Origin of the sequence: Paucibacter sp. KCTC 42545 (assembly GCF_001477625.1) — a bacterium.
GTDB lineage: Bacteria > Pseudomonadota > Gammaproteobacteria > Burkholderiales > Burkholderiaceae_C > Paucibacter_A.
In genome coordinates, this window is sequence record NZ_CP013692.1 from 1,842,123 (window position 1) to 1,863,109 (window position 20,987).

The 20,987-nt window shown below is 63.2% G+C and carries 23 protein-coding genes; 6 read left to right on the plus strand and 17 right to left on the minus strand.

The features are described from left to right. Positions 1 to 232: 232 nt before the first annotated feature. From AT984_RS08175 to AT984_RS08185, 4 genes are all read left to right on the plus strand, one after another. On the plus strand, positions 233 to 1,810 hold the full coding sequence (locus AT984_RS08175) for a cytochrome D1 domain-containing protein (protein ID WP_370454922.1): 1,578 nt from the start codon (positions 233 to 235) through the stop codon (positions 1,808 to 1,810). Positions 1,811 to 1,896: 86 nt separating this feature from the next. Next, entirely contained in the window at positions 1,897 to 2,211 is a 315-nt protein-coding gene (locus tag AT984_RS08180) for a c-type cytochrome (RefSeq protein WP_058719681.1), read from the plus strand. Positions 2,212 to 2,505: 294 nt separating this feature from the next. Continuing rightward, a complete protein-coding gene (locus AT984_RS23945; RefSeq protein WP_442952184.1) occupies positions 2,506 to 2,817 on the plus strand; it encodes a DUF4160 domain-containing protein in 312 nt (103 codons plus the stop codon). Between the two features lie 55 nt (positions 2,818 to 2,872). Continuing rightward, complete coding sequence (locus AT984_RS08185; RefSeq protein ID WP_082679874.1) at positions 2,873 to 3,490, plus strand: GNAT family N-acetyltransferase; 618 nt, start codon at positions 2,873 to 2,875, stop codon at positions 3,488 to 3,490. 131 nt (positions 3,491 to 3,621) lie between these two features. On the opposite strand, the gene AT984_RS08190 is transcribed toward AT984_RS08185, so the two are convergent. The 7 genes from AT984_RS08190 to AT984_RS08220 all read right to left on the minus strand — a co-directional run bounded on the left by AT984_RS08190 (position 3,622) and on the right by AT984_RS08220 (position 10,437). Beyond that, positions 3,622 to 5,226: a nitrite reductase gene (locus AT984_RS08190; protein WP_058722171.1), complete on the minus strand. Its 1,605-nt coding sequence runs from the start codon at positions 5,224 to 5,226 to the stop codon at positions 3,622 to 3,624. A gap of 2 nt (positions 5,227 to 5,228) precedes the next feature. Next, on the minus strand, positions 5,229 to 6,608 hold the full coding sequence (gene nirJ / locus AT984_RS08195) for a heme d1 biosynthesis radical SAM protein NirJ (RefSeq protein ID WP_082679875.1): 1,380 nt from the start codon (positions 6,606 to 6,608) through the stop codon (positions 5,229 to 5,231). Positions 6,609 to 6,633: 25 nt separating this feature from the next. Further along, the gene (gene ahbB / locus AT984_RS08200; RefSeq protein ID WP_197418281.1) at positions 6,634 to 7,161 is read right to left on the minus strand and encodes a siroheme decarboxylase subunit beta; all 528 of its coding nucleotides are present in this window, start codon (positions 7,159 to 7,161) and stop codon (positions 6,634 to 6,636) included. Continuing rightward, positions 7,154 to 7,732, minus strand: a complete 579-nt coding sequence (locus AT984_RS08205) for an Lrp/AsnC family transcriptional regulator (RefSeq protein WP_082679876.1) — start codon at positions 7,730 to 7,732, stop codon at positions 7,154 to 7,156. Before AT984_RS08205 ends, ahbB (AT984_RS08200) begins: the two co-directional genes overlap by 8 nt. Next, positions 7,725 to 8,771: a siroheme decarboxylase subunit beta gene (ahbB, locus tag AT984_RS08210; protein ID WP_058722173.1), complete on the minus strand. Its 1,047-nt coding sequence runs from the start codon at positions 8,769 to 8,771 to the stop codon at positions 7,725 to 7,727. Before ahbB (AT984_RS08210) ends, AT984_RS08205 begins: the two co-directional genes overlap by 8 nt. A gap of 5 nt (positions 8,772 to 8,776) precedes the next feature. Continuing rightward, a complete protein-coding gene (locus AT984_RS08215; RefSeq protein ID WP_156422209.1) occupies positions 8,777 to 9,970 on the minus strand; it encodes a cytochrome D1 domain-containing protein in 1,194 nt (397 codons plus the stop codon). 68 nt (positions 9,971 to 10,038) lie between these two features. Next, entirely contained in the window at positions 10,039 to 10,437 is a 399-nt protein-coding gene (locus tag AT984_RS08220; RefSeq protein WP_082679877.1) for a c-type cytochrome, read from the minus strand. Positions 10,438 to 10,559: 122 nt separating this feature from the next. Between AT984_RS08220 and cobA the strand changes: the two genes are divergently transcribed. Further along, on the plus strand, positions 10,560 to 11,465 hold the full coding sequence (cobA, locus tag AT984_RS08225) for a uroporphyrinogen-III C-methyltransferase (protein ID WP_082679878.1): 906 nt from the start codon (positions 10,560 to 10,562) through the stop codon (positions 11,463 to 11,465). Here the strand turns inward: cobA and AT984_RS08230 are convergent. Beyond that, entirely contained in the window at positions 11,450 to 12,043 is a 594-nt protein-coding gene (locus tag AT984_RS08230) for a Crp/Fnr family transcriptional regulator (protein WP_231741591.1), read from the minus strand. The genes cobA and AT984_RS08230 overlap by 16 nt on opposite strands. 12 nt (positions 12,044 to 12,055) lie before the next feature. Here AT984_RS08230 and AT984_RS23230 point away from each other — a divergent pair, with 12 nt between their 5' ends. Further along, complete coding sequence (locus tag AT984_RS23230) at positions 12,056 to 12,292, plus strand: hypothetical protein (RefSeq protein WP_197418351.1); 237 nt, start codon at positions 12,056 to 12,058, stop codon at positions 12,290 to 12,292. Positions 12,293 to 12,332: 40 nt separating this feature from the next. Here AT984_RS23230 and AT984_RS08235 read toward each other — a convergent pair whose 3' ends face one another. The 9 genes from AT984_RS08235 to AT984_RS08275 all read right to left on the minus strand — a co-directional run bounded on the left by AT984_RS08235 (position 12,333) and on the right by AT984_RS08275 (position 20,985). Beyond that, entirely contained in the window at positions 12,333 to 13,031 is a 699-nt protein-coding gene (locus tag AT984_RS08235) for a Crp/Fnr family transcriptional regulator (RefSeq protein WP_058719683.1), read from the minus strand. A 149-nt stretch (positions 13,032 to 13,180) separates the two neighbouring features. After that, positions 13,181 to 15,061 (minus strand): nitric oxide reductase activation protein NorD, encoded by a 1,881-nt coding sequence (locus AT984_RS08240; RefSeq protein ID WP_058719684.1) that lies wholly within the window; start codon positions 15,059 to 15,061, stop codon positions 13,181 to 13,183. A 2-nt stretch (positions 15,062 to 15,063) separates the two neighbouring features. Beyond that, the gene (locus tag AT984_RS08245) at positions 15,064 to 16,140 is read right to left on the minus strand and encodes a 4Fe-4S binding protein (RefSeq protein ID WP_082679879.1); all 1,077 of its coding nucleotides are present in this window, start codon (positions 16,138 to 16,140) and stop codon (positions 15,064 to 15,066) included. Next, positions 16,133 to 16,951 (minus strand): CbbQ/NirQ/NorQ/GpvN family protein, encoded by an 819-nt coding sequence (locus AT984_RS08250; protein WP_058719685.1) that lies wholly within the window; start codon positions 16,949 to 16,951, stop codon positions 16,133 to 16,135. Before AT984_RS08250 ends, AT984_RS08245 begins: the two co-directional genes overlap by 8 nt. Beyond that, positions 16,951 to 18,375 (minus strand): cbb3-type cytochrome c oxidase subunit I, encoded by a 1,425-nt coding sequence (locus AT984_RS08255; RefSeq protein ID WP_058719686.1) that lies wholly within the window; start codon positions 18,373 to 18,375, stop codon positions 16,951 to 16,953. The genes AT984_RS08250 and AT984_RS08255 overlap by 1 nt, the downstream gene beginning before the upstream one ends. A gap of 12 nt (positions 18,376 to 18,387) precedes the next feature. Beyond that, positions 18,388 to 18,813 (minus strand): c-type cytochrome, encoded by a 426-nt coding sequence (locus AT984_RS08260; RefSeq protein WP_058719687.1) that lies wholly within the window; start codon positions 18,811 to 18,813, stop codon positions 18,388 to 18,390. Between the two features lie 166 nt (positions 18,814 to 18,979). Next, positions 18,980 to 19,618, minus strand: coding sequence for a nitrous oxide reductase accessory protein NosL (locus tag AT984_RS08265; protein ID WP_082679880.1), 639 nt, complete (start codon positions 19,616 to 19,618; stop codon positions 18,980 to 18,982). A 12-nt stretch (positions 19,619 to 19,630) separates the two neighbouring features. Next, complete coding sequence (locus AT984_RS08270) at positions 19,631 to 20,176, minus strand: nitrous oxide reductase accessory protein NosL (protein WP_058719688.1); 546 nt, start codon at positions 20,174 to 20,176, stop codon at positions 19,631 to 19,633. Continuing rightward, the gene (locus AT984_RS08275) at positions 20,173 to 20,985 is read right to left on the minus strand and encodes an ABC transporter permease (protein WP_058719689.1); all 813 of its coding nucleotides are present in this window, start codon (positions 20,983 to 20,985) and stop codon (positions 20,173 to 20,175) included. Before AT984_RS08275 ends, AT984_RS08270 begins: the two co-directional genes overlap by 4 nt. Between the last annotated feature and the right edge of the window lie 2 nt (positions 20,986 to 20,987).

Here is a 20,987-nt window from a genome sequence, read left to right on the forward strand (position 1 = left end):
GTTCAACCAGCGTTCAGAGTTTCATCCCGAAGAAAAGAGGTACGACATGAAGCAAGACAGAACACCCACCCAACGTGCTGCTCGCGGTCCCCTGCTCCGGCTCAGTCTGCTGGGTCAACTGGCTTTGTTGGTGGCACTGCCCTTGAGTGCAGTGGCTCAAGAAGGCAAGAAAGACATCAGCGCGGGCGATGTGAAGTACCACGCCGCCCCCTCGGCCCTGACCGATGTGCCCATGGTGCAAAGCAGCAACCCCAAGGCGCCGCCGATGACGCAGGCCGAGTTCGACACGGCCCGCAAGATCTACTTCGAGCGCTGCGCCGGCTGCCACGGCGTGCTGCGCAAGGGCGCCACCGGCAAACCGCTGACGCCCGACATCACCCTGGGCAAGGGCACCGACTATCTGAAGGTCTTCATCGCCTACGGCTCGCCTGCCGGCATGCCCAACTGGCAGACCTCCGGCGAGATGAGCGAGCAGCAGGTGGACCTGATGGCCCGCTACATCCAGCACGACGCGCCGACACCGCCCGAGTTCGGCATGGCCGATATGAAGGCCAGTTGGAAGGTCGTTGTGCCGCCAGAGAAGCGGCCGACCAAGAAGATGAACAACTACAACATCGAGAACATCTTCTCGACCACGCTGCGCGACACCGGCGAAGTGGCCCTGATCGACGGCGACACCAAGCAGATCATCAACATCGTCAAGACCGGCTACGCGGTGCACATCTCGCGCACTTCTGCCTCAGGCCGCTATCTGTTCGTGATCGGCCGTGACGCCAAGATCAATATGATCGATCTGTGGATGGAAAAGCCCGACAACGTGGCCGAAATCCGCATGGGCCTGGAAGCCCGTTCGGTGGAGGCCAGCAAGTACAAGGGCTATGAGGACAAGCTGGTGATTGCCGGCGCCTACTGGCCGCCCCAGTACGTGATCATGAAGGGCGACACCCTGGAGCCGCTGAAGATCGTCTCCACCCGCGGCAACACCGTGGACAAGCAGGAGTACCACCCCGAGCCTCGCGTGGCCTCCATCGTGGCCAGCCACTACCGGCCCGAGTTCATCGTCAACGTCAAGGAAACCGGCAAAACCTTGATGGTGGACTATTCGGACCTCAATGCGCTCAAGACCATCGAGGTCGGCACCGCCCGCTTCTTGCATGACGGTGGCTGGGACAGCACCAAGCGCTACTTCATGGTGGCCGCCAACCAGAGCAACAAGATCGCCGTGGTGGATGCCAAGGAAGACAAGTTGGTCAAGCTGGTCGAGGTCAGCAAGATCCCGCATCCGGGCCGTGGCGCCAACTTCATCCACCCCAAGTTCGGCCCGGTCTGGAGCACCGGCCACTTGGGTGATGAGGCGATCTCCCTGGTCGCGACCGATCCGGTGAAGCACAAGCAATACGCCTTCAAGGAAGTGGCGCAGATCAAGGGCCAGGGCGGCGGTGCGCTGTTCATCAAGACACATCCGAAGTCCACCCATCTGTACTCGGACACACCGCTGAACCCCGATGCGGCCATCTCCCAGTCAGTGGCCGTGTTTGACATCAATGCTTTGGACAAGGGCTTCAAGGTCTTGCCCATCGCCGAGTGGGCGGGCTTGAAGGATGACGGCGCCAAACGCGTAGTTCAGCCGGAGTACAACAAGGCCGGCGATGAGGTCTGGTTCTCCGTGTGGTCCGCCAAGGACAAGGAAAGCGCCATCGTGGTGGTGGACGACAAGACGCTCAAGCTCAAGGCCGTGATCAAGGACCCGCGCCTGATCACACCGACCGGCAAGTTCAACGTGTACAACACCCAGCACGACGTGTACTGATCGCCGGGGAGGCGTGCCCGCCTCCCCTTTTTATCCGAGGGGCAAGGCCCTTCGGCTAGCGATTCGATTCAAAGGAGACATGACAGATGCGCGCACTTCCATTCATTCTGCTGGCCGCGACCGCCCTGCTGGGCGCCTCACCAGTCGCTCAGGCCAATGAAGAAGCCCTGAACAAGGCCGGCTGCATGGCTTGCCACACCAAAGACAAAAAGCTGGTGGGGCCCTCGTTCAAAGACGTGGCCGCCAAGTACAAAGGCCAGGACGCCACTGCTGCCTTGGTCCAGAAGGTTCGCACCGGCGGCAAAGGCGTTTACGGCCCCATTCCAATGCCGCCCAACCCACCCGAGAAGATCAACGATGCCGACCTCAAGGGCGGCGTGGAGTGGATCCTTAAACAGTAATGGCTGGCTCAAGCTAAGCAACAGATGAGGCGCCTTCGGGCGCCCTTATTTTTTTCGAGTTGGGCCGGGATGTCGGACCTATCCGGCTGTTCCTGCCTATGCAAACTTCGGCCTCCGAATTCAAAGCGGTAATCCCGCAAAAGTTCGACTGCCTAAATTTCGAGGAGGAATCGCTAACAATGTGCGAACAACACGCCAAGCGTCAGAACGAGCATGTCCCCGACCCAACTTCTTGATCAACTGTTGCGCAAAAGCCCGAATCTAGAGCGGTCAGCGGAACTCTTGGCTGGTCTCATGTCGACTGACTGTGAGGTCGACGAAAACGGCTCCGTTCAATTTCTCGGAAGGAAGCAGCTAGTTGACCGAATTGACGGACTTACTGTGGTCATCCTCCCTCGCGAACATCCTCCCCCGCACTTTCACATCGTTGGCCGCGGCGTAGATGCATCCTTCTCGATTCTGGACGGAACGCATTTGGTCGGAGCCCTTACTGCTAAGCAACGGCGAGCCGTTGCTTTTTGGTACGAGCGTTCAAAGGCCCTGCTCATTCGCCATTGGAATGAGACGAGACCAGCGAACTGTCCCGTCGGACCTATCAACGAATGATGCTTAACGCCCAACTTGGCATACAGAGACATAGCCTTTCCATCAAGCAGTAAACATGAGTGCAAGGCGCTCCAGTTCGTTCTCACTCCCACCATCGCCTATCCCAGAAGTTCGAGTCATCGAGCTTGGGAGCGCAGATGCACCACTGCTCCAGCAGTTCTTCGATGCGAATCCTGAGTACTTCCAGCTGACACAAGGGACGCCGGCTTCGGCGAATGAGGCGAAGGAAGAACTCCATGGCGAGCTGCCTGCGGGGTGGCCCTATACGAAGACATGGTTCATTGGCTCTATGGACTCAAATGGCGCCTTGATGGCCTTTGCCAATTTGGTGTCGGACCTTCTTGCGCCCGGGGTCTGGAACGTCAGCACCTTCATCGTGGCCACTGCGCGGCACGGCACAGGCGATGCCCGCCGCTTGCACGAAAGCCTCGAAGCCTGGGCGTACGCCAAGGGCGCGAAGTGGCTTCGGCTCGGCGTTGTTCAGGGCAACACGCGAGCCGAGCGCTTCTGGCAGTCGCAGGGCTATGTGCAGACGCGCTTGCGTGAGGGTGTGCAGTTTGGTTCTCAAACAAACACGCTGCGGGTGATGTTCAAACCCCTGGCCGGCGGAACAATGGCGGAATACCATGCCCTTGTTCCCCGCGATTGCCCGGAATCCAGCCAGGCTGGCTGAATTGGCCGCAAGTGCGGCCAAGGTTTGAAGCGCTCAGGCAAACGCCATTGCAGGCGCTGATTGCAAATCCAAAGGCCCTGGCAACCTCTCGCCGTCTGGCGTCGCTTCCATTTATCGCTGGCCCCGCCGGGTCAATGCGACGTCCCCTCCTCCCGACTGATCTTGTTCCAGACGTTGTATTTGCCGACGGGCTTGCTCATGGGGATGCGCTTCACTTCCTTGAAGGTGGCGGCGTCGTAGACGATCAAGGCGCCGTCTAGTTCCCACAGGCTGGCCAGGGCAAAGCGGCCGTCTTTGGTGAACTCGATATGGGCCAAGGTTTTGCCGGGCTCGCGCACCTGGGCCACGACCTCAAGGCTTTGCTTGTCGATGATGGTCAAGGTGTCTTTCGCCTCCTTGCCGCCCATCATGGAATCGGCCCAGGCAAAGCGGCTCTTGGCATGGCTGCGCATGAAGAAGCCCGGGCCGGGCGTGGTGATCTCGCGCACCAGATCCCAGCTCTTGAGGTCGATCACGCTGATGCGTCCGTCTTTGAGGTTAGGGCTGGCCATCACGCGGCGGCCCTGCCAGTCAAAGCTGATGCCTGAGCCGAGGTGGGGCATGCCGGCTATGGGCAGGCTGCTGACCTTGCGCCGGGCGTTCAGGTTGACCACCTGGCCCAGGGTGGATTTGCTGGCGCCGCCTGCTGCGTCAGAGCCCGGCCGGGCGGAACCCAAGACATGGTTGTAGCTGTCGTCGAAGAAGAAGTCGTCCAGCGGCTCATCCAGCGGCGTGCGGCGCGCATTCAGGTAGCCGGGGCGGGCGATGGCCTCGCCCATGCGGTAGTCATGCACCAGGCCGTCGTGGATCACCTCGGCCTTGGGGTCGTAAGAGATCTCCCATAACTCGGCAATGTCTTTGAGCGCCACCACAAAGCTCTTGCGCGGCGCGGCGTCGTAGACGGCGGAAACTCGTGAACCCTGCTTGCCGTTCATGCTCTTGGCCTCAAACTGCTTGACCAAGTTCAGGTCGGCATCGAACAGCACCACTTCTTGCGGCAGGTAATTGGCCGCCATGACCCAGCGGCCATCGCTGCTGACGGCCACATTGCGCATATTCAGGCCGGCCCGCACCTCGGCCACTTGTTTGAGGTTCCAGAGGTCGTACTTGCTGATCCAGCCATCGCGAGAACCGAAGTAGACATAACGGCCATCGGGCGTGAACTTAGGGCCACCGTGCAGGGCGTAGCGGCTGGGGAAGCGATGGATGGTCTCGAAACGGTCGCCATCCAGCAGGCTGATGTGGTGGTCACCGCCCTCCACCACCACGAAGAGATTCATCGGGTCAGCTTTCCATTGCGGGCTGGCCGGCCATTGACGGCTGTCCGCATCAAAGCTGCGCGAGCGCCGGATGTCGTCCGCCGCCCATTGCGGCGCCGGCAGCTGAGGCTGGTAGATATAGGCGGCCAAGGCCTGAATCTCGGCCTCGCTGAGCTGGGCGCCAAAGGCCGGCATCTGGGTGGCCGGGCGCCCCTCACGAATGAGCTTGATGGCCTCTGGGCGGCGCAGGCGTTCCAGGCTTTCCGGCAGCAGGGCCGGGCCCATCACGCCGAGGCGTTGCTCGCCGTGGCAGCTGGCGCATTGCTGCTGGTACAAGGCACCGGCCTCCACAGTCTGCGCACGGGCAAAGTCCCAGGCCAGGCCGAACAGGCCCAGCACCAAGGCGAGTTTGACGAGGGTCTTCAACTGTTCATTCATGTTCATGCCCCCTCGCTGCTGTTGATGGCTTCAACAGGCTGAATGTGGATGGGCGCAGCACTGCTGTTTCTGCTGCCGCTGCTGCGCTTGGAGCTGAAAGGCTTCACACTGCCATCACGCGGCCCCAATTGGCCGCTGAGCGCTTGCAGGCGCGCGCTGGCTTCGGCAGACAGACCGATCTCGGCATCGTCCAGATAGCAGCCCGGGTCCTCGGCCCAGAGGTCGCCGCTGGTTTGTTGGGCTCGCACCCGGGTGTTGCCACCGCAGATGGCGAAGTGCTGGCATTCGGCGCAGCGGCCTTTGACCGGGCGCGGCTTGGTCTTCAGGCCGTCCATCAGCGGGTCGCTGCGGTCTTGCCAGATGGCAGAGAAGGGGCGCTGGCGCACATTGCCCAGGCTGTAATGCCACCACATGGTGTCGGGATGCACCTCGCCCAGGTTGTCGATATTGGCCACACCCACGCCGGAGGCATTGCCGCCCCAGGCCACCAGGCGCCGGCGCACGTCATCCGCCCATTGCGGCCAGCGTGCGCTGACCCAGGCCAGCAGATAGACGGCGTCGGCATCGTTATTGCCGGTGACGTACTCACGCGGCTGCGGCGCGGCGGTGCTGACATCTTCCAGCGCGTCGCGCCAGGCGGTTTCGAATAGCAGGTCCAGCGCGGCGCGCGTGGCTTTGAAGTGGGCATCCCGGCCGCGGTGGATATTGCCGCGCCCGGCGTAGTTGAGATGGGAGAAGTAGAACTTATCGACCTGCTCCGCGCGCATCAACTCCAGCAGGGCCGGAAAGTCTTGCTGATTCAAGTCGGTGAAGGTGTAGCGCAAGCCCGTTCTAACGCCCCGCTCACGCAGCAGGCGCAGCGCGCCCAGTGAAGCATCGTAGGCACCGTCTAGCCGGCGGAAGCGGTCATGCGTCTCGCGCAGGCCGTCGATGCTGATGCCCACATAGTCGAAGTTCTGCTGCGCGATGCGTGCGGCCATGGCGGCATCGATCAAGGTGCCGTTGGTGGAAAGCGCGGTGTAGAAGCCCATGGCCTGGGCGCGCGAAGCAATCTCGAACAGGTCTGGCCGAAGCAAGGGCTCGCCGCCCGAGAGGATCAGCACCGGCACGCCGGCAAGTTTGAGGTCATCCATGACGGTGCAGACCTCAGCAAAACTCAGCTCACCGGGATAGTCATGGTCGGCAGACAAGGCGTAGCAATGCTTGCAGGTCAGATTGCAGCGCCGGGTCAGGTTCCAGATCATCACCGGGCCACGCGCCTTGGCTGGGCCCGCGGAAGCGGTGCGGTCGGCCTGCGCCTTGGCGCGCCCTTGCGGGCTGGGATAGTGGCCGTCTTGCTCGGCCCGCGCGACTTCGCGCAGGTATTGGCTGATACGCAACATGCTTTGGCCTTTCTTTTCTTTGAACTTATTCGGGCTTCAAGCGCAGGCCGGTCTTTTTGAGAATGGCGCTGCTGTAGAGGATGTCATTGGCCCGGCAGGCACGGCCCAGCAATTCGCGCAGCGCCCGGGCTTGTGCCTCGACCTCAGCGCGGCTGCGGCCATGCAGCATGGCAAACAGGTTGTAAGGCCAGTGCGGCAAGCGGCGCGGCCGGCGGTAGCAGTGGCTGACGCCCTCGAAGGCGGCGACCAGTGGGCCCAGGGTGTCGATCTGTGCATCGTCGATGTCCCACACCGTCATGCCATTGGCCGTATAGCCCAGGCGGTAGTGATTGGGTACGGCGGCAATGCGGCGGATCAGCCCGGATGCCTGCATCTGAGCCAACTCTTCGCACACCTGCGCCTCACTGATGCCCAGCATGGCGCCCAGCGCTTCGAAGGGGCGTTCAACCAGGGGCAGACCACTTTGTGTGGCCAGCATCAGGGCACGCTGCAGCGGGCTGAGCGCGGCTGCGGCTTGGCCTGAGGTGTCTTGCTTTGAGGCGGTATCAGTCATGGCCCTGCCCTTGTTGCTGTTCAAACCCGTCGTGATCCGACCAGGCGTGGGCGCGGGCCTCAAGGCGCAGGCCCACAAAGTACTCGCGCTCTTTGTGGAAGGCCAGCACCTGCAAGCCCGTCAGGGATTCGATGTGCGCGCAAACGCCAGAGATTTCTTCCGGCGTTTCGGTGGCCAGCACAAACCACATATTCAGCGCATGGTCCCGGCGATAGTTGTGCGCCACTTCTGGAATGGCGTTGAGCTGTGCCGTCACCGCCTCGAATTGCGCCTCGGGCACTTGCATCGCCGCCAGCACAAAAAGCCCGCCGGCGCGTTCGATTTGAAACAAAGGGCCGATTCGGCTCAAGACGCCCTCGGACAAGAGCCGCCGCAGTCGCAGCAGAACCAAGGATTCGCTGCAGCCCAGTTCCTTGCCGATCTGCTCAAAAGGCCGCGGCTGCAGCGGTATGGACGTTTGCAGGCGGTTGATCAGCGCCGCGTCAAGGGCATCGAGCCGCGCCTCGTCTTGGCGCGGTAGCTGCGGTGCTGAAGTGGTGTCGCTGGGTCTGGCGCTATGGCGTTCATGCATAGTGACCTGCCTCGGTTTGAGTCGCTGCTCCCGGCTGGCGAAAGTAGCTGGGGCCGCATTGTTTGAAGCGCCGCTGACTGAACAGCACGGCTTGCGAGAAGGCCTGTAAACCGGCAACTTCGCGCGCCTGACTCAGCCACTGGTGCACCTCTTCCCTGGCGCGGCCATGCACCATGCAATAGAGGTTGTAGGGCCAATGGTCCCCGCGAGCGCGGCGGTAGCACAGGGTGACGCCGGGCTGGCGTGCGAGCAGCGCGGCATGCGCATCCACCAGATCGTCGGGCACATCAAACACACACATGGCATTGGCTGCGAAGCCCAATTCGTGGTGCCGCACAATCACGCCAAAGCGCCGCAGCACGCCGTGCTCCAACCAGGTTTGCAGGGTGCGCAAGACCCGCTGTTCGGGCCAGCCCACCGCTTCGGCCCAGGCGGCATAGGGGCGGGCCAGCAAGGGCAGGCCCTGCTCAACACAAGCCGCCAGGCTGCGCTCCTCAGCGGCTACGCGGCGGCCATGGCCTGCCGTGTGAGCGGCCTGCGGATCGGCAGCACGGGCCGCGCAATTCACGCCATGTGGATCCTTGAGGTCAAAGCCCAGATTGATGCGATAGGCCCGCTCCATCGGCAGGCGCAGGGTTTCAAAGCCGCACTGTTGCTCCAGCTCCGCCAGTTCCTGTGCCAGGCAGTCCATGTCCGGGCCGGTGATGACAAACCACAAATTGAAATGGTGTTCGCGCTCGTAGTTGTGGTTCACGCCGGGCATGGCGTTGACCCGCTGCACCAGCGCCTCCAATTGCCCTGGCGGCACCGCCATGGCGCACAACAGGCCCGCCCCTGCCGCCCGCGCGCCCCAGATGCCGCCGATGCGCGAAAGGCTGCCCTGCTCACGCAAGCGCTGCAGGCGCGCCATCACCGCGTCGCCATCACTGAGACCCAGCACTTTGGCCAGTTCCGCAAAGGGTTCGGCGCAGATGGGAAAGCGCTGCTGCCAGCGGTTCAGCAACGCCTCGTCTTGGGCGCAGGTGGGGAGTTGTGACATGGCGCTCAAAACCCACTGCGCTGGGCGCGACTGGTGAAAAAGATGCCGCTCGGCGCGTCGGCCTTGAGCGTGGCTTGGCGCGCGAAGCTGCGGGTGTCCAGCACGTTGACGGCGTTATCGTCACGGGTCGAAATCCAGACCGACTCACCGCGAGGAGTGAACTCCATATGCAGCACCGCCTTGCCGGGGCTGAGGGTTTGAATGACCTGCCGGCTCTGCGTATCAATCACCTGGACCTGGTTGTAGTCAGGCACCGCGAAGTTCACCCAGACTTGGCGCCCGTCCGGCCGGGCCATCACGAAGACCGGCTGGCCGGCCACCGGGATACGGCCCAACTCCTGCCAGCTGTCAATGTCCACCACCAGCACCTCATGCCGGCCGATGGCGGGCAGATAGGCCTGCCGGCCGGCAATGGCCCAGCCGCGCAAGTGCGGCATCTTGAAGACCGGCAATGGCTCCTGGCCACGGCCATAGCCGGCCAAGATTCGCTCGGCCTTGGGCTGCGCGGCCCAAAGGTCGATCTTGACCAACCCGTCTTCCCCGAAGAGGCCGGCGATGTAGTAGCGGCCATCCGGTGTGATGAGGGCGTCATAGGGCTGCCGACCAACGTTCTTGAACTTCTGCAACTGCGGCGCTTGGCCTGCGGCCACGCCGGAGAGATCGGCGATCCAGATCTCATTGGCATCGAACAAGGCGTACATGAAACGCTGGCCCGGCAGCTCAACCAAGCCCACTACGCGGGACAGCTTGCCAGGCTCGTACTCCGCCGGTATATCTGCCACCAGGCGCAGCGTCTGGCTGTCAAACACCCGGATGCCGCCCGGCTGATAGTTCTGCGCGGCCACCAGGCTGCCGTCTTGCGAGATGGCGCCGCCAATCGAATTGCCGCTTTGCTGAATCCGGTCCACCAGGCTGCGGCTGGGCAGATGCACTTTGCTGAGCGCGCCATCGCGTCCAAAAACAAAGGCGTAGGCGCCGTCGCGGGAGTAGACCAGGGAAGCATGCGACAAGTCGCCCAGCCCCTTGATCGCCCCCAGCACCTCACGGCGGCTGGTGTTGACCACCTGCAAGCTGCCACTGGCGCGTTCAACCACCAGGCCGAGATCCCCGGTGCCCACCGACAAGGGTGGCAGCGGTGACGCCGGTGGCGTGGCGACACAGGCGACCAGCGGGACGCACAGGCTGAGCAAGGCAAGCATGCGTGCGCCTGCGCGTTTGAAACGACGGACGCGATGGACAGACATGAATGAGGAAATGGAGACGAAGTTCATGGCCTGTGCTCTTGCGTAGCAAGTTCCTGTTTTGGCGCTGGGGGCCGCTGCATATAGGCCGCCAGCCAGTCCGCTTCTGCGGCAGTGATCATGCTTTTCCAGGCAGGCATGGGTGTGCCCGGCCGGCCGTGGTAAATCGTGGCGGCAATCGCCGCTTGCGGCATTTGCTGCACGGCCTCAGCGTGAATGGCTGGCCCCAGGCCGCCGGTCAAGCGCAGGCCGTGGCAGGAGCCGCAGTCGTGCGCAAGCATGCGCCGTAGCTCTTGCTGGCGGGCCGGGCTGGGTTGGATGTCGGCAAGCACGGGGCTCGACGGCGCGGGCTGAGCCTCCACGACGGACCCAGACAGCCCGTAGAGCAACACAGTTAGCAGCAGCAGAACGTTGCGATTCAACATGGCGCCATGCTCCCCTGCGAGGCATCAACTGTCCTTGAACTGCATCAAGGACGAAGAGAAGCCACGCTCACCACAATCAGGCCATGCACCACAAACAAGGTGTCAGCGCCGGAGCCCCAAAAATGAATCCACGTATCGAGCCCCGCCACCTCTCTCGCTCCAGCCGCAACAGCCCGACTTGGGCACAAGTGACCCTGGTCGGCGCCGGCCCCGGCGACCCCGAACTATTGACGCTCAAAGCCGCGCGCGCGCTGGCTGAGGCGGAGCTGGTGCTCTACGACAATTTGGTGTCGGCGGAGGTGATGGCCCTGGTCAATCCCGCGGCGGAGACGATCTTCGTCGGCAAGAAGTGCGGCCTTCACGCCCTGAGCCAGGAAGGCATCATTGAACTGATGATCAAGCTGGTACGCGGCGGGCGCCGCGTGCTGCGCCTCAAAGGGGGGGACCCCTATATCTTCGGGCGCGGTGGCGAAGAGGCTGAGGCCCTGGCTGCGGCAGGCATTCAGTTTGAAACCGTGCCCGGCATCAGCGCCGCACAAGCGGCCGGCGCTGCGGCGGGCATTCCGCTGACGCACCGCTCACATGCCGGCACCCTGATCTATGCCACCGGTCATCTTCGCGCCGCCAAGGACACAGATGATGCCGACTCAGAGGCCCTGCCGCTGGACTGGCCCATGCTGGCCCGGCCTCACCAAACCGTGGTGATTTATATGGGGCTGAACAGCCTGCCCCTGATCAGCCGCCAACTGATTCTGCATGGCTTGCCTGCCGATACCCCGGCCGCGCTGGTTGAGAACGCCAGCCTGCCGAAGCAGCGCTGCATCCGCGGCAGCTTGGCTGAGTTGCCGGAGTTGGCCCGCAGCCACGCCCTGAAGTCCCCTACTCTGCTGATGATTGGCGAGGTGACCGCCATGCATGAGCGGCTCAGCCCGGCGATGCGCCAAGCCGATGCCCAGCAGCCCTCGGGGCTGAAGCAAGCCGCCGCAATGGTTACAACCGGCTCGCTGGAGCGTCACTGCAAGGTGTAGCTGGCCAACTCGCGGGGCTGCAAGATATGGATGTCGCGCCGCGAGATTTGAATCAAGCCTTCGTCCTCTAACTCCCGTAGCACTCGGGAGAAGTACTCTGGCGTCAGGCTCAGGCGCGAGGCGATCGTGGCCTTGCTGACCGGCAGCGACACGGTATGGGGCCGGGCCGGTGCGCAGCTCTCGTCTGATTGCCCCTTCAGTAAGAAGCCCACCACTCTTTGCAGACCACTGTGCAGGCAATAGCTTTCCACGTCATGCAGCAAATTCTGGATGCGCTGTGAGGCCTGGGCCAATAAGCGCAGCGAGAAATTGGGGTCCCGGCCAATCTGCGCGACCAAGGCGGCCTTCGGAATGCGCAGCAAGAGCGAATCACTGAGTGACAGCGCGCTGAAGCCGTGGCGCTGGTCATTGAAGATGGCGGACTCCCCCAGGCTTTGGCCCGGGCCGATCAGCTCCAGCACCTTTTCGCTGCCATTGGCGGCCAGGGCGAAGACTTTGATGCGGCCGGTGATGACGATGTGCAGGCTGTCACAGATGTCCCCGGCGCTGAACAGATTGCGGCAGCGGGGAACACGCACCAAGCTGCAGCCATGATCGACGATGCGGGCAAGGTCATCATCATTGATCCCGCGGAAAAGTGGCTGCACGGCGATGTAACGCGTTATCTCAAGCGGTACGTGATTCGAAGGGCTGCTCATGGGTTTGACCTCGTTGCGGGGCGAAAGGAAGAAGGCGCTGCGAGCGCGATTCTGTTCGGCTGCAAATCGGTCAACTTGACGTGCGTCAAGTCATTGTGGGCAGTAGTTCTTCAGAACTATCCACCCTAGTTCTAGCGAACGATGGGCAATGGTTTCGAAGCTACCGCCATCAAACCCCGGTGTAGTTCGCTAGGGCTGAGGCATCGCGGATGCGGATGTCGCGTCGGTCCACCTCGATCAGCCCGGCGGCCTCAAGCTCATGCAGCACGCGCGAAAAATACTCCGGGGTAAGGCTGAGCCGGGAGGCGATGGTCGCCTTGCTCACCGGCAGTGACACGGTGATGACTTCGCCATTCACGCAGTCTTCCGCCACTTGATCCCGCAGCAAATAGCCGATCACGCGTTGCACACCGCTATGCAGGGCATAGGCCTGGACGTCATGAACGAGGCCATGCAAGCGGCGCGAAATTCCCGCCAGCATGCGCAAGGCAAAGCGGCTGTCTTGCTCGATTTCAGTCAGCACGGCCTGCTTGGACACCGACAAAAGCAAGCTATCCGTCAAAGCCTGGGCATTGATGATGTAGGGCTTGCCAGTGAACATCAAGGCCTCGGCAAAGCTGTGGCCGGGGCCCACCAGCTCGATCACCTTCTCCTGCCCGGATGGCGAGATGGCGAAGAGCTTGACCTGCCCGGTCACCGTCACATGAAACTCTTCGCAGGGCTGTCCGACCCGAAAAATGGTGTCGCCCCGGGCCAGGCGGCGCAAGCTGCAGCCCGTTGCCAGGCGGGCCAGTTCGGCCGCACTCAAATCCGTGAACAAGGGCAGCACCGAGAGGTAGCGGGGTAAATCAAATGCGCGCATATCCATGGCGGGTCTCCCTAGTGATGGCGGCGTGTGCGGAGACTGCATTGTCGAGAGCGCCCAAAATCCCGGCCTTGATATTGCTTAAGTCTGCGGCGAGGAGCCCAGCAAAGTGACAGCCGCGCAGTGGCGACGCCGCTTTGCCTTTTGCTCGCTCAGCGGGTCAGTTGCCCGTAGATTCCCGCCAGCCGCATGGGCAGCTCGCTCGGGCGCACCACGCGGGCCCAACCTTGGCGCCCGAAGATGTGCGGCAGATAGTCAGGAGCCTCGGCGTCAATGCTCAGGCAAAAGGGCTGCAAGCCAGCACGGCGGGCTTCCAGCACGGCTTCGCGGGTGTCCTCCACGCCCCAGCGGCCTTCGTACACATCCAGGTCATTGGGCTTGCCATCGGTCAACAGCAAAAGCAGGCGCTGCCGCTCCGGCCTTTGCTGCAGGCGCTTGGTGGCCAGGCGAATGGCCGCGCCCATGCGGGTGTAGTAGCCCGGCTTGATGGCGGCCAGCCTGGCGGTCACCGGGCCCGACCAGTTCTCCTCAAAGCTCTTCAAATGCTGAATGCGGATCTGGCTGCGCCGCACCGAACTGAAGCCCAGCATCGAGAAGGGGTCACCGCAGGCTTGCAAGGCCTCTCCGAAAACGAACAAGGCATCGCGGATCACCTCGATGACCCGCGCATCGTTATTCGCATAGGCATCGGTAGACAGGGACAGATCGGCCAGCAGCAGCGTCGCCAGGCTGCGCTCGCCCCGCTGTCGGCGGGCGTAGATCTGGGGGTCAGACCCGCCACCGGCCTGGACGGAGGCCAAATGGCGAACCCAGGCGTCGAGATCCAAGGCTTCACCTTCGCTGCAGCCGCGTTGCCATTTCGGTGCCGCGCGCAAGAGCTCCAGGCGCCGCCTGACCTGGCGCGCGGTTCGGCGCAGCGAGGGGCTGGGCCGCAAGGGGCTGGCTCCGGGTCGCGTCACCAGGGTTTGAACCTGGCAATGGCCGGGCAAGAGGCGCTGGCGCTTCCAGTCCCATTCAGGCAGCAATTCGCCTTCGCCTAGCGGCAGGTCATCGGCGCTGGCGCTAGGCAAATCCAGATCGAACTTGACCCGCGCGGCGCCGGCGACACCGTCGCGCGACAGGGTGAGTTGCTCCATATCGTCGGCGGCCGCTTGTGCTTGCTCGTCGTCGGGCTCATCGTCCTGACCGCGATCCAAGGGGATGTGCTCGCTCCAGCTTTGCAGCGACTCGGTTTTGGACGGCAGCAAGAGCGGCGCGCGCTCGTTCGCGGGTTTGGCTTGCCGGGTGCGCCGGCGCTTTTTGGCCAGCGCAAGCTCAGCATCCTCGGCTTGAGGCGGCGCGCCGTTGCCAGCTCTAGGCTGACGGACTTCTTGTTTGGCCCCCGCGCCTGCCGCCAGCTCGGGTGGCACGGCCTGCAGCCACAGCCATACCGGCGCGAGACCGGGTGCCTGGGCATGCCATTCGAACTCGTCCAGCAAGGTCGCCTCAGCCGCGCCTTCATCCGCCAGCAACAAGGCTTGCAGCCGCTGTTCGGCGGCCTGATCCGGCGCGGGCAACTTCAGCGCGTCGGCGCGGCGTTGCGCCAGATGGGCTGACCGCAAACGCTCCCACCGTGGCCGCAAGCCCGGGCAGCGCTGCAAGGCCAGGCGCGTGGCGAGGAGATTGTCTGGCGCCCACCGGCCGCTGGGCACGAAGGCAGCGGCCAGAGCAGCCAACCAAAGATAGAGGTCGCGGTTGAGTGCGCTGTCGGCGAACAAGGCAATGCGTGGCGGCAAGGCCAGGGTCTCTTCGTCCAAGCGCGGCAATGCGGCGCGCACGCCACTGCCCGCCAGACGTTGCAGCCAGGTGCGCGGGCCGCCAATGCGCATATCAGCAGCCGGCACGATGCGCGTGCCTGGCGCACCGCCCGCAGCGCGGTAGAGCAAAGCCACCGCGCCACTGACCTCGGTGAGGGTAATGGCGGCTGAGGCAAAACTGCGATCCGCAGCGCCGTTGATGAAACGATGCCAGCGTTCGCCTACCCACTCTTCCATGACTAGCCTTCTTGCTGAGTTTGATTCGATGAACGGGCGCTCATGCCCTGATCGGCTGCGACTTGAGGCGGCAGGCCGTCCCCGCCTGTGCGCAGCTTTTGTTGCAGTTGCTGTTGTCTCAAGGTTTCACGCAGCGCGTCCGCGCCCACCGTCCATTCCAGCTGCGGCTGCAATAGCTGGGGCTGATGGTCTTTGGATTCGGCGCATTGGTCCAGGCAGCGGCCGCACTGCACGCAGGAAAACATGTGCCGCTTGATCTGGCGCGGCCTCAGCCGCATGGGGCAGACGCGGTCGCAGGCGCTGCCTTCGGGCGCCCGGGCAGTGCTGCACTGGCGGCAATCGCTGGCGCGTTCGCGCTTGAACGAAACCACCAAGGCACGCGGATTGGCCATCCAGGCCAGGCTTTGAAACAGCCCCACGGCGCAGCCGAAGCGGCAAAACAGATGGCGGGCAAACAGCAACTCCAGCGTGAACACGAGGCTGCCGATCAGGATGAAGCGGGTCTGGTTAGGCGTCAGGCTGCCACTCAGCAGCCCGGCCCAGATCTGCCGCGGCGGCAGCAGATAGGTCAGCAAGGTGATGGCCCAAAGAAAGCCGAACAGCGCGCAGCTGAGGGCGAACACCGGCCACCAGCGCCGCTGCGTCTGCTCACCCACCCGCAGGCTGGCTTGTTCGTCCCAGAGGCTGAACTTGCCACATGCCTTGTGCAGCAATGCGTTGAGCCCCTCAACCAGTGAGAAGTGCGGGCAGAGCCAGCCGCAGTAAAGCCGCCCCCAGCGCCAGGCCACGCCAAGAAACAGCAGCACCACCAGCAGCGCGGGCAAGATGCCACGAACAATCAAGTTGAGTGCAGCGGTATTGGCCGAAACTTGGCCATGCGCCAGCGCGTCTATCCCTAAGCTCCAGCGCATGCCCAGCACCCAGAGCTGTGTCTCGTTCAAATCGAAACGCAGCAGATCAAGCCCGGGCGCCAGCAAGAACAAGGCGAAGAAGGCCAGCTGGGTGGCGCGGCGCCGCCGCTGCAGACGCCGGCTGTGTTCGGAGGCCGCAGCGCTGGCCTCAGTCAATGTTTCAGCCATCGCCGATCACCGCCCGCAGCACCTCGTGCAGGGCGGCGCCGGTGTCGGCATCATCGGTCAGCGCATCAACGATGGCCGCTCGGCAGCTGGCCAGCAAAGGCAGGCCGGCCACATGCAGGCGCGCCGCCATCACCAGCAAGCGGGTGCTGGCGGTTTCCTCCAGATCCTGCTCGGTCAAGCGGCGCAAGGCTTGAGCCAAACGCACCAACTGCGACGCCACTGCCGGCGTGCAGCCGCTCTCAGTGGCGACGATGCTTTGCTCCACCGCCGGCACCGGATAGTCCAGGCCCAGAGCCACAAAGCGCTGACGGGTGCTGGGCTTCAGGCCTTTGAGCAGATTTTGGTAGCCGGGGTTGTAGCTGATCACCAGCATGAAGCCGGGTGCGGCGGCCAGCATTTCGCCGGTGCGCTCAATCGGCAGCACACGCCGGTCGTCCGCCAATGGGTGCAGCACCACGGTGGTGTCCTTGCGGGCCTCCACCACTTCATCCAGATAGCAGATGGCGCCCTCGCGCACCGCGCGGGTGAGCGGCCCGTCGAGCCAGCGCGTGTCGCCGCCCTGGATCAGATGCCTCCCCACGAGGTCGGCGGCGCTGAGATCGTCATGGCAGCTGACCGTGATCAGCGGGCGCCCCAGGCGCGCCGCCATATGCTCAACCAAACGGGTCTTGCCGCAGCCGGTGGGGCCCTTGATCAACAAGGGCAGCCGGCTAGCGTGGGCATGTTCGAACAAGCGGCATTCCTCGCCCTGCTCGGCATAGAAAGGCGGCTCGCCCAAGGCATCCAGCTGCCGTGCGCTGTGCATTTCCATCAGACCGCCTGGCTTAAGGCAGCTGCCGGCATCTCTTCCTCAGCCGTACCAGCGCCGACGAAGAAGCTGCTCAGATAGGTCAGCAAGCCGATCAGGAAGCCAACGCCGCCCGACATGCGCAGCCAATAGAAGAAGCGCAGCTGGTCTTGGGTGGCCATGAAGCCCATGGCACCTTCGCTGGGCATGCGCTGCAGCCAAACTTGCAGAATGCCCGCGCCCGTCAGGGCCAGCACCATCACGCCCATACCGATGGTCATGATCCAGAAGCTCCACATCTCCACGCTTTGGGCGCGGCGCGAGTTGGCTTCACGGCCACGCAGCAAGGGCATGGCATAACTGATCATCGCAATGACCACCAGCACATAGGCGCCATAGAAAGCCAGGTGGCCGTGGGCCGCAGTGAGCTGGCTGCCGTGGGTGTAGTAGTTGACCGGGCTCAGGGTATGGATAAAGCCCCACAGGCCAGCGCCCAGGAAGCCCATCACGGCGCAGCCCACGGCCCACAGCAAGGCGGCTTGATTCGGATGTTCACGACGGCGGCGCTGCACCATATTGAAGGCGAACAAGGTCATCATGAAGAAGGGAATGGGCTCCAACGCACTGAAGATGCTGCCCACCCACAGCCAGTAGCCCGGCAGGCCGATGAAGAAGAAGTGGTGGCCGGTGCCCAGGATGCCGGTGACCAAGGCCATGGTGATGATCAGGTACAGCCATTTGTCGATGACCTCACGGTCCACGCCGGTGGTCTTGATCAAGACGAAGGCCAGCAATGCGCCCAGGATCAACTCCCAAGTCCCTTCCACCCAGAGGTGAACGACGAACCACCAGTACATCTTGTCGCGCACCAGATTGTCCGGATTGACGAAGCTGAACAAGAACATCAGGGCCAGGCCCCACAAGCCCATCAGCAGCACCAGGGTGATAGCTGTCTTGCGGCCCTTCAGCACCGTCATGCTGATATTGAACAAGAAGGCCAGCGCCACCACCACAATGCCGAGCTTGGTAGGCAAGGGTTGCTCCAGAAACTCGCGCCCCATAGTGGCCAGCAAGTTGTTGCCCGTCATTTCAGCCAGTGAGGCGTAAGGCACCAGCAGATAGCCGAGGATGGTGAGCGCACCGGCGGCCAGGAAGATCCAGAACAGGATCTTGGCCAAAAGTGGGCTGAAGAGTTCGGTCTCTGCCTCCTCTGGAACCAGAAAGTAGGCACTCCCCATGAATCCCATCAAGAGCCACACAATCAGCAGATTGGTGTGCACCATGCGGGCAATATTGAAAGGAATGGCCGGGAACATCAGGTCCCCGATCAGGTATTGCAGTCCCAGCGCGAGGCCAAAGATGATCTGGCCAACAAACAGCGCCAAGGCGCCGATGAAGTAAAGCTTGGCAACCGCCTGCGACTGGTATTTGAGGGTGATGGGTTTCATAGTGTCTTCTCCTCAGCCTTCCACATTCGGTGGCCACTTCTCAGTGTTGACGCCATTGGTCCATTTGAGGAACTCGACCATGTCGTCGAGCTGCTGATCGTTCAGATGGAAATTGGGCATCTGGCGGCGCCCCGGCACGCCGGTGGGCTGGGCCTTGATCCAGGCCTTGATGAACTCGGGGCCGCGCCGCGTGTAGACATTGCCCAACTCGGGTGCGAAGTAGGCGCCCTCCCCCAGCAAAGTGTGGCAGCCGATGCAGTTATTGGCCTCCCAAATATGCTTGCCGCGCACCACGGCAGGCGTGATCGCCGCCGCGTTGGAACGCTGGGGAATGCGTTGTTCGGTGTCGAAAATCAGCGCGGCAAACAGCAGCACGAAGAAGACCGTGCCGCCATAAAAGATATTGCGCGCCATCTGGCTGGTGAAGCCTCGGCTCATGGTGATCCTCGATATTGAGTGGAGATGCCGCAAGACTAGGGATATGTGGGCGCCAGTTCCTTGAACAGGAATAAGGAAAACCGCTCCGCTTGCTGCAGCACCACAGTTACCGGCCTGAGATTGCCCGCCACCGATTGCCCACCACCGATTGCCGGCAGTGTCAGGCTCAATGGTCGAGATGTGTGCCTGAGTCCAGCCGCCTCAGCAACTCAGGGCTGATCTCGCTCGCGCGCAACAAGCGCCCGCCTCGCTCGCGCATGAAGCGCTGTGCTGCAGCCGCATCGGCAAAGGCCGGCAAGTTGCCGGCGCGCATCGGCCCGGTGGCCGTCGAGCCCTGGACATAGACGGCTGCGTTCGCCGCCAGCCAAGCGCCGCTGCTCGCATCGCTCACATAGCTTGCGGCGATCTGAGAGGCACCACGCCCGCGTGTGTAGCGCGCCACGTTTCGCAAATAGATGAACAGCGACAGCGGTGAGTCGAAGAACTGCGCGTCGCCGTTGTCGAAGATCACCTGAGCCGCCCAGCGCGCCGACTCGCGCGAGCGTGCCGGGTACATGCCGCAAACGGGGCAGCGCGCGTCAGCCGGCACAGGGCGCGGCGCCAGCAAGGCAAGGCCTGAGGCCGGGTCATAAGGCGTTGGCGGCGCCACGACGCAAACCTCTGCCCTCGGATCCAGCTTGGGGCTTGCCCCACTGCCTGGCAGCAATTGCAAGCTGCCGGCCAAGGCGATGCCCAAGAACGCCGCCCAGGCCAGCCGGCTCAAGCGCCCCAGGGGCCCGTGCAGCGGAACAGAAACCGGCAGCATGGTGGCCGTGCCCTACATCTTGCTGTCGTGCAGCGCGCCGCCGCTCAGGTCCACCATATCGCGCGTGATCTCGGCAAAACGCAGCGGCTTGCCGCCCCACTTGGCGGCAAAGGCCTTGGCATCAGACTCCTTGGCGAAGGACGCGATGGTGGGTCCCATCGAGCCCTGGCGGGTGCTGCCCAGCACATAGATTGCGCTCTTGGCATCGATCCAGAAGCCACGTGGCTGATCCCAGTCGGCGCTGCCCATGTCCTGCACATAGACGGCCTTGATCGCCCTGACCTGCTCGGGGGCCAGCAAGGTGTTGAGAAGCTCGACGGTGTCACAGAAGAAGCTCGGCGCAGCTTGCCCGGCGTAGTGGATCTGCGCCTTAGGGCCAGGGTAGTCGGCCAGCAACATGCCGTCCAGTTCACAGGTACTGCTGGCATCGATTTCAGCGGCCGCCACGGCCTTGGCTTCGTCCGAACGGCCGCAGGCGCCGAGCCCGAGCGCGAACACCGCGCACAGCACGGCGGTGCGCAATGCCGATGTTGATGATTTGAAATTGCGCCTATTCATTTGAACCTCCAGCGAGCCAGTAGCAAGGGCACGACGATCCAGCCGCCCATCACCAAGCCCATCAGCCATGGCTTGGCCAGGGCCGGCGGCACGATGCTGGTCAGGCCATAGAGGGTGCGCATATCGTCGAGCGAAAAGATGTTGAGGATGCGGAACACATCGGCCGGGTTGAGCAGCAGCAGATAGGCCAAGGCCTCGCCGCCGAACTCGCCACTGCTGGCCACTAGGGCGCCGAGCAGTAGCAGGTCAAACACCAGCACAAAGAAGAACCACAAGGCGATGGCCAGGCCCGAAGCGCGGGTGCGCTCGCGGCTGAGCACCGACAAGAGCACCGCCAGGCTCAGAAAGGCCAAGCCCAAGAGCGTGCTGCTGAACATAAAGCCCAGGTAATGGAACAGACCGGGCCAGCCAAACTGTTGATACAGCAGCGCCGCCACCAGGGCGAAGCCGCCCAGCGTGGATAGCGTCAAGGCGGCCGCCAGGCCCAGGTATTTGCCCAGCAGCAACTCCAGCTTGGTGATCGGCAGGGCCAAGAGCAGATCCAGCGAGCCGCGTTCGCGTTCCCCAACGATGGCGTCAAAGCCCAGCAGCAGGGCGATCAAGGGGATCAGATAGATCACCAGGCTGACCAGGCTGGCGATGATGAACTCGATCGAGCGCGGGCCGACTTGGCCACTGCTGGCGCCGCCAAAGTAGGTGATCACCAGCGAGAAGGCGGTGAACACCAACGCCACCGCCAGCACCCAGCGGTTGCGCATGCGGTCGCGGAATTCCTTGCCTGCGAGGGTGAAGATTTGACTCAGTTCCATGT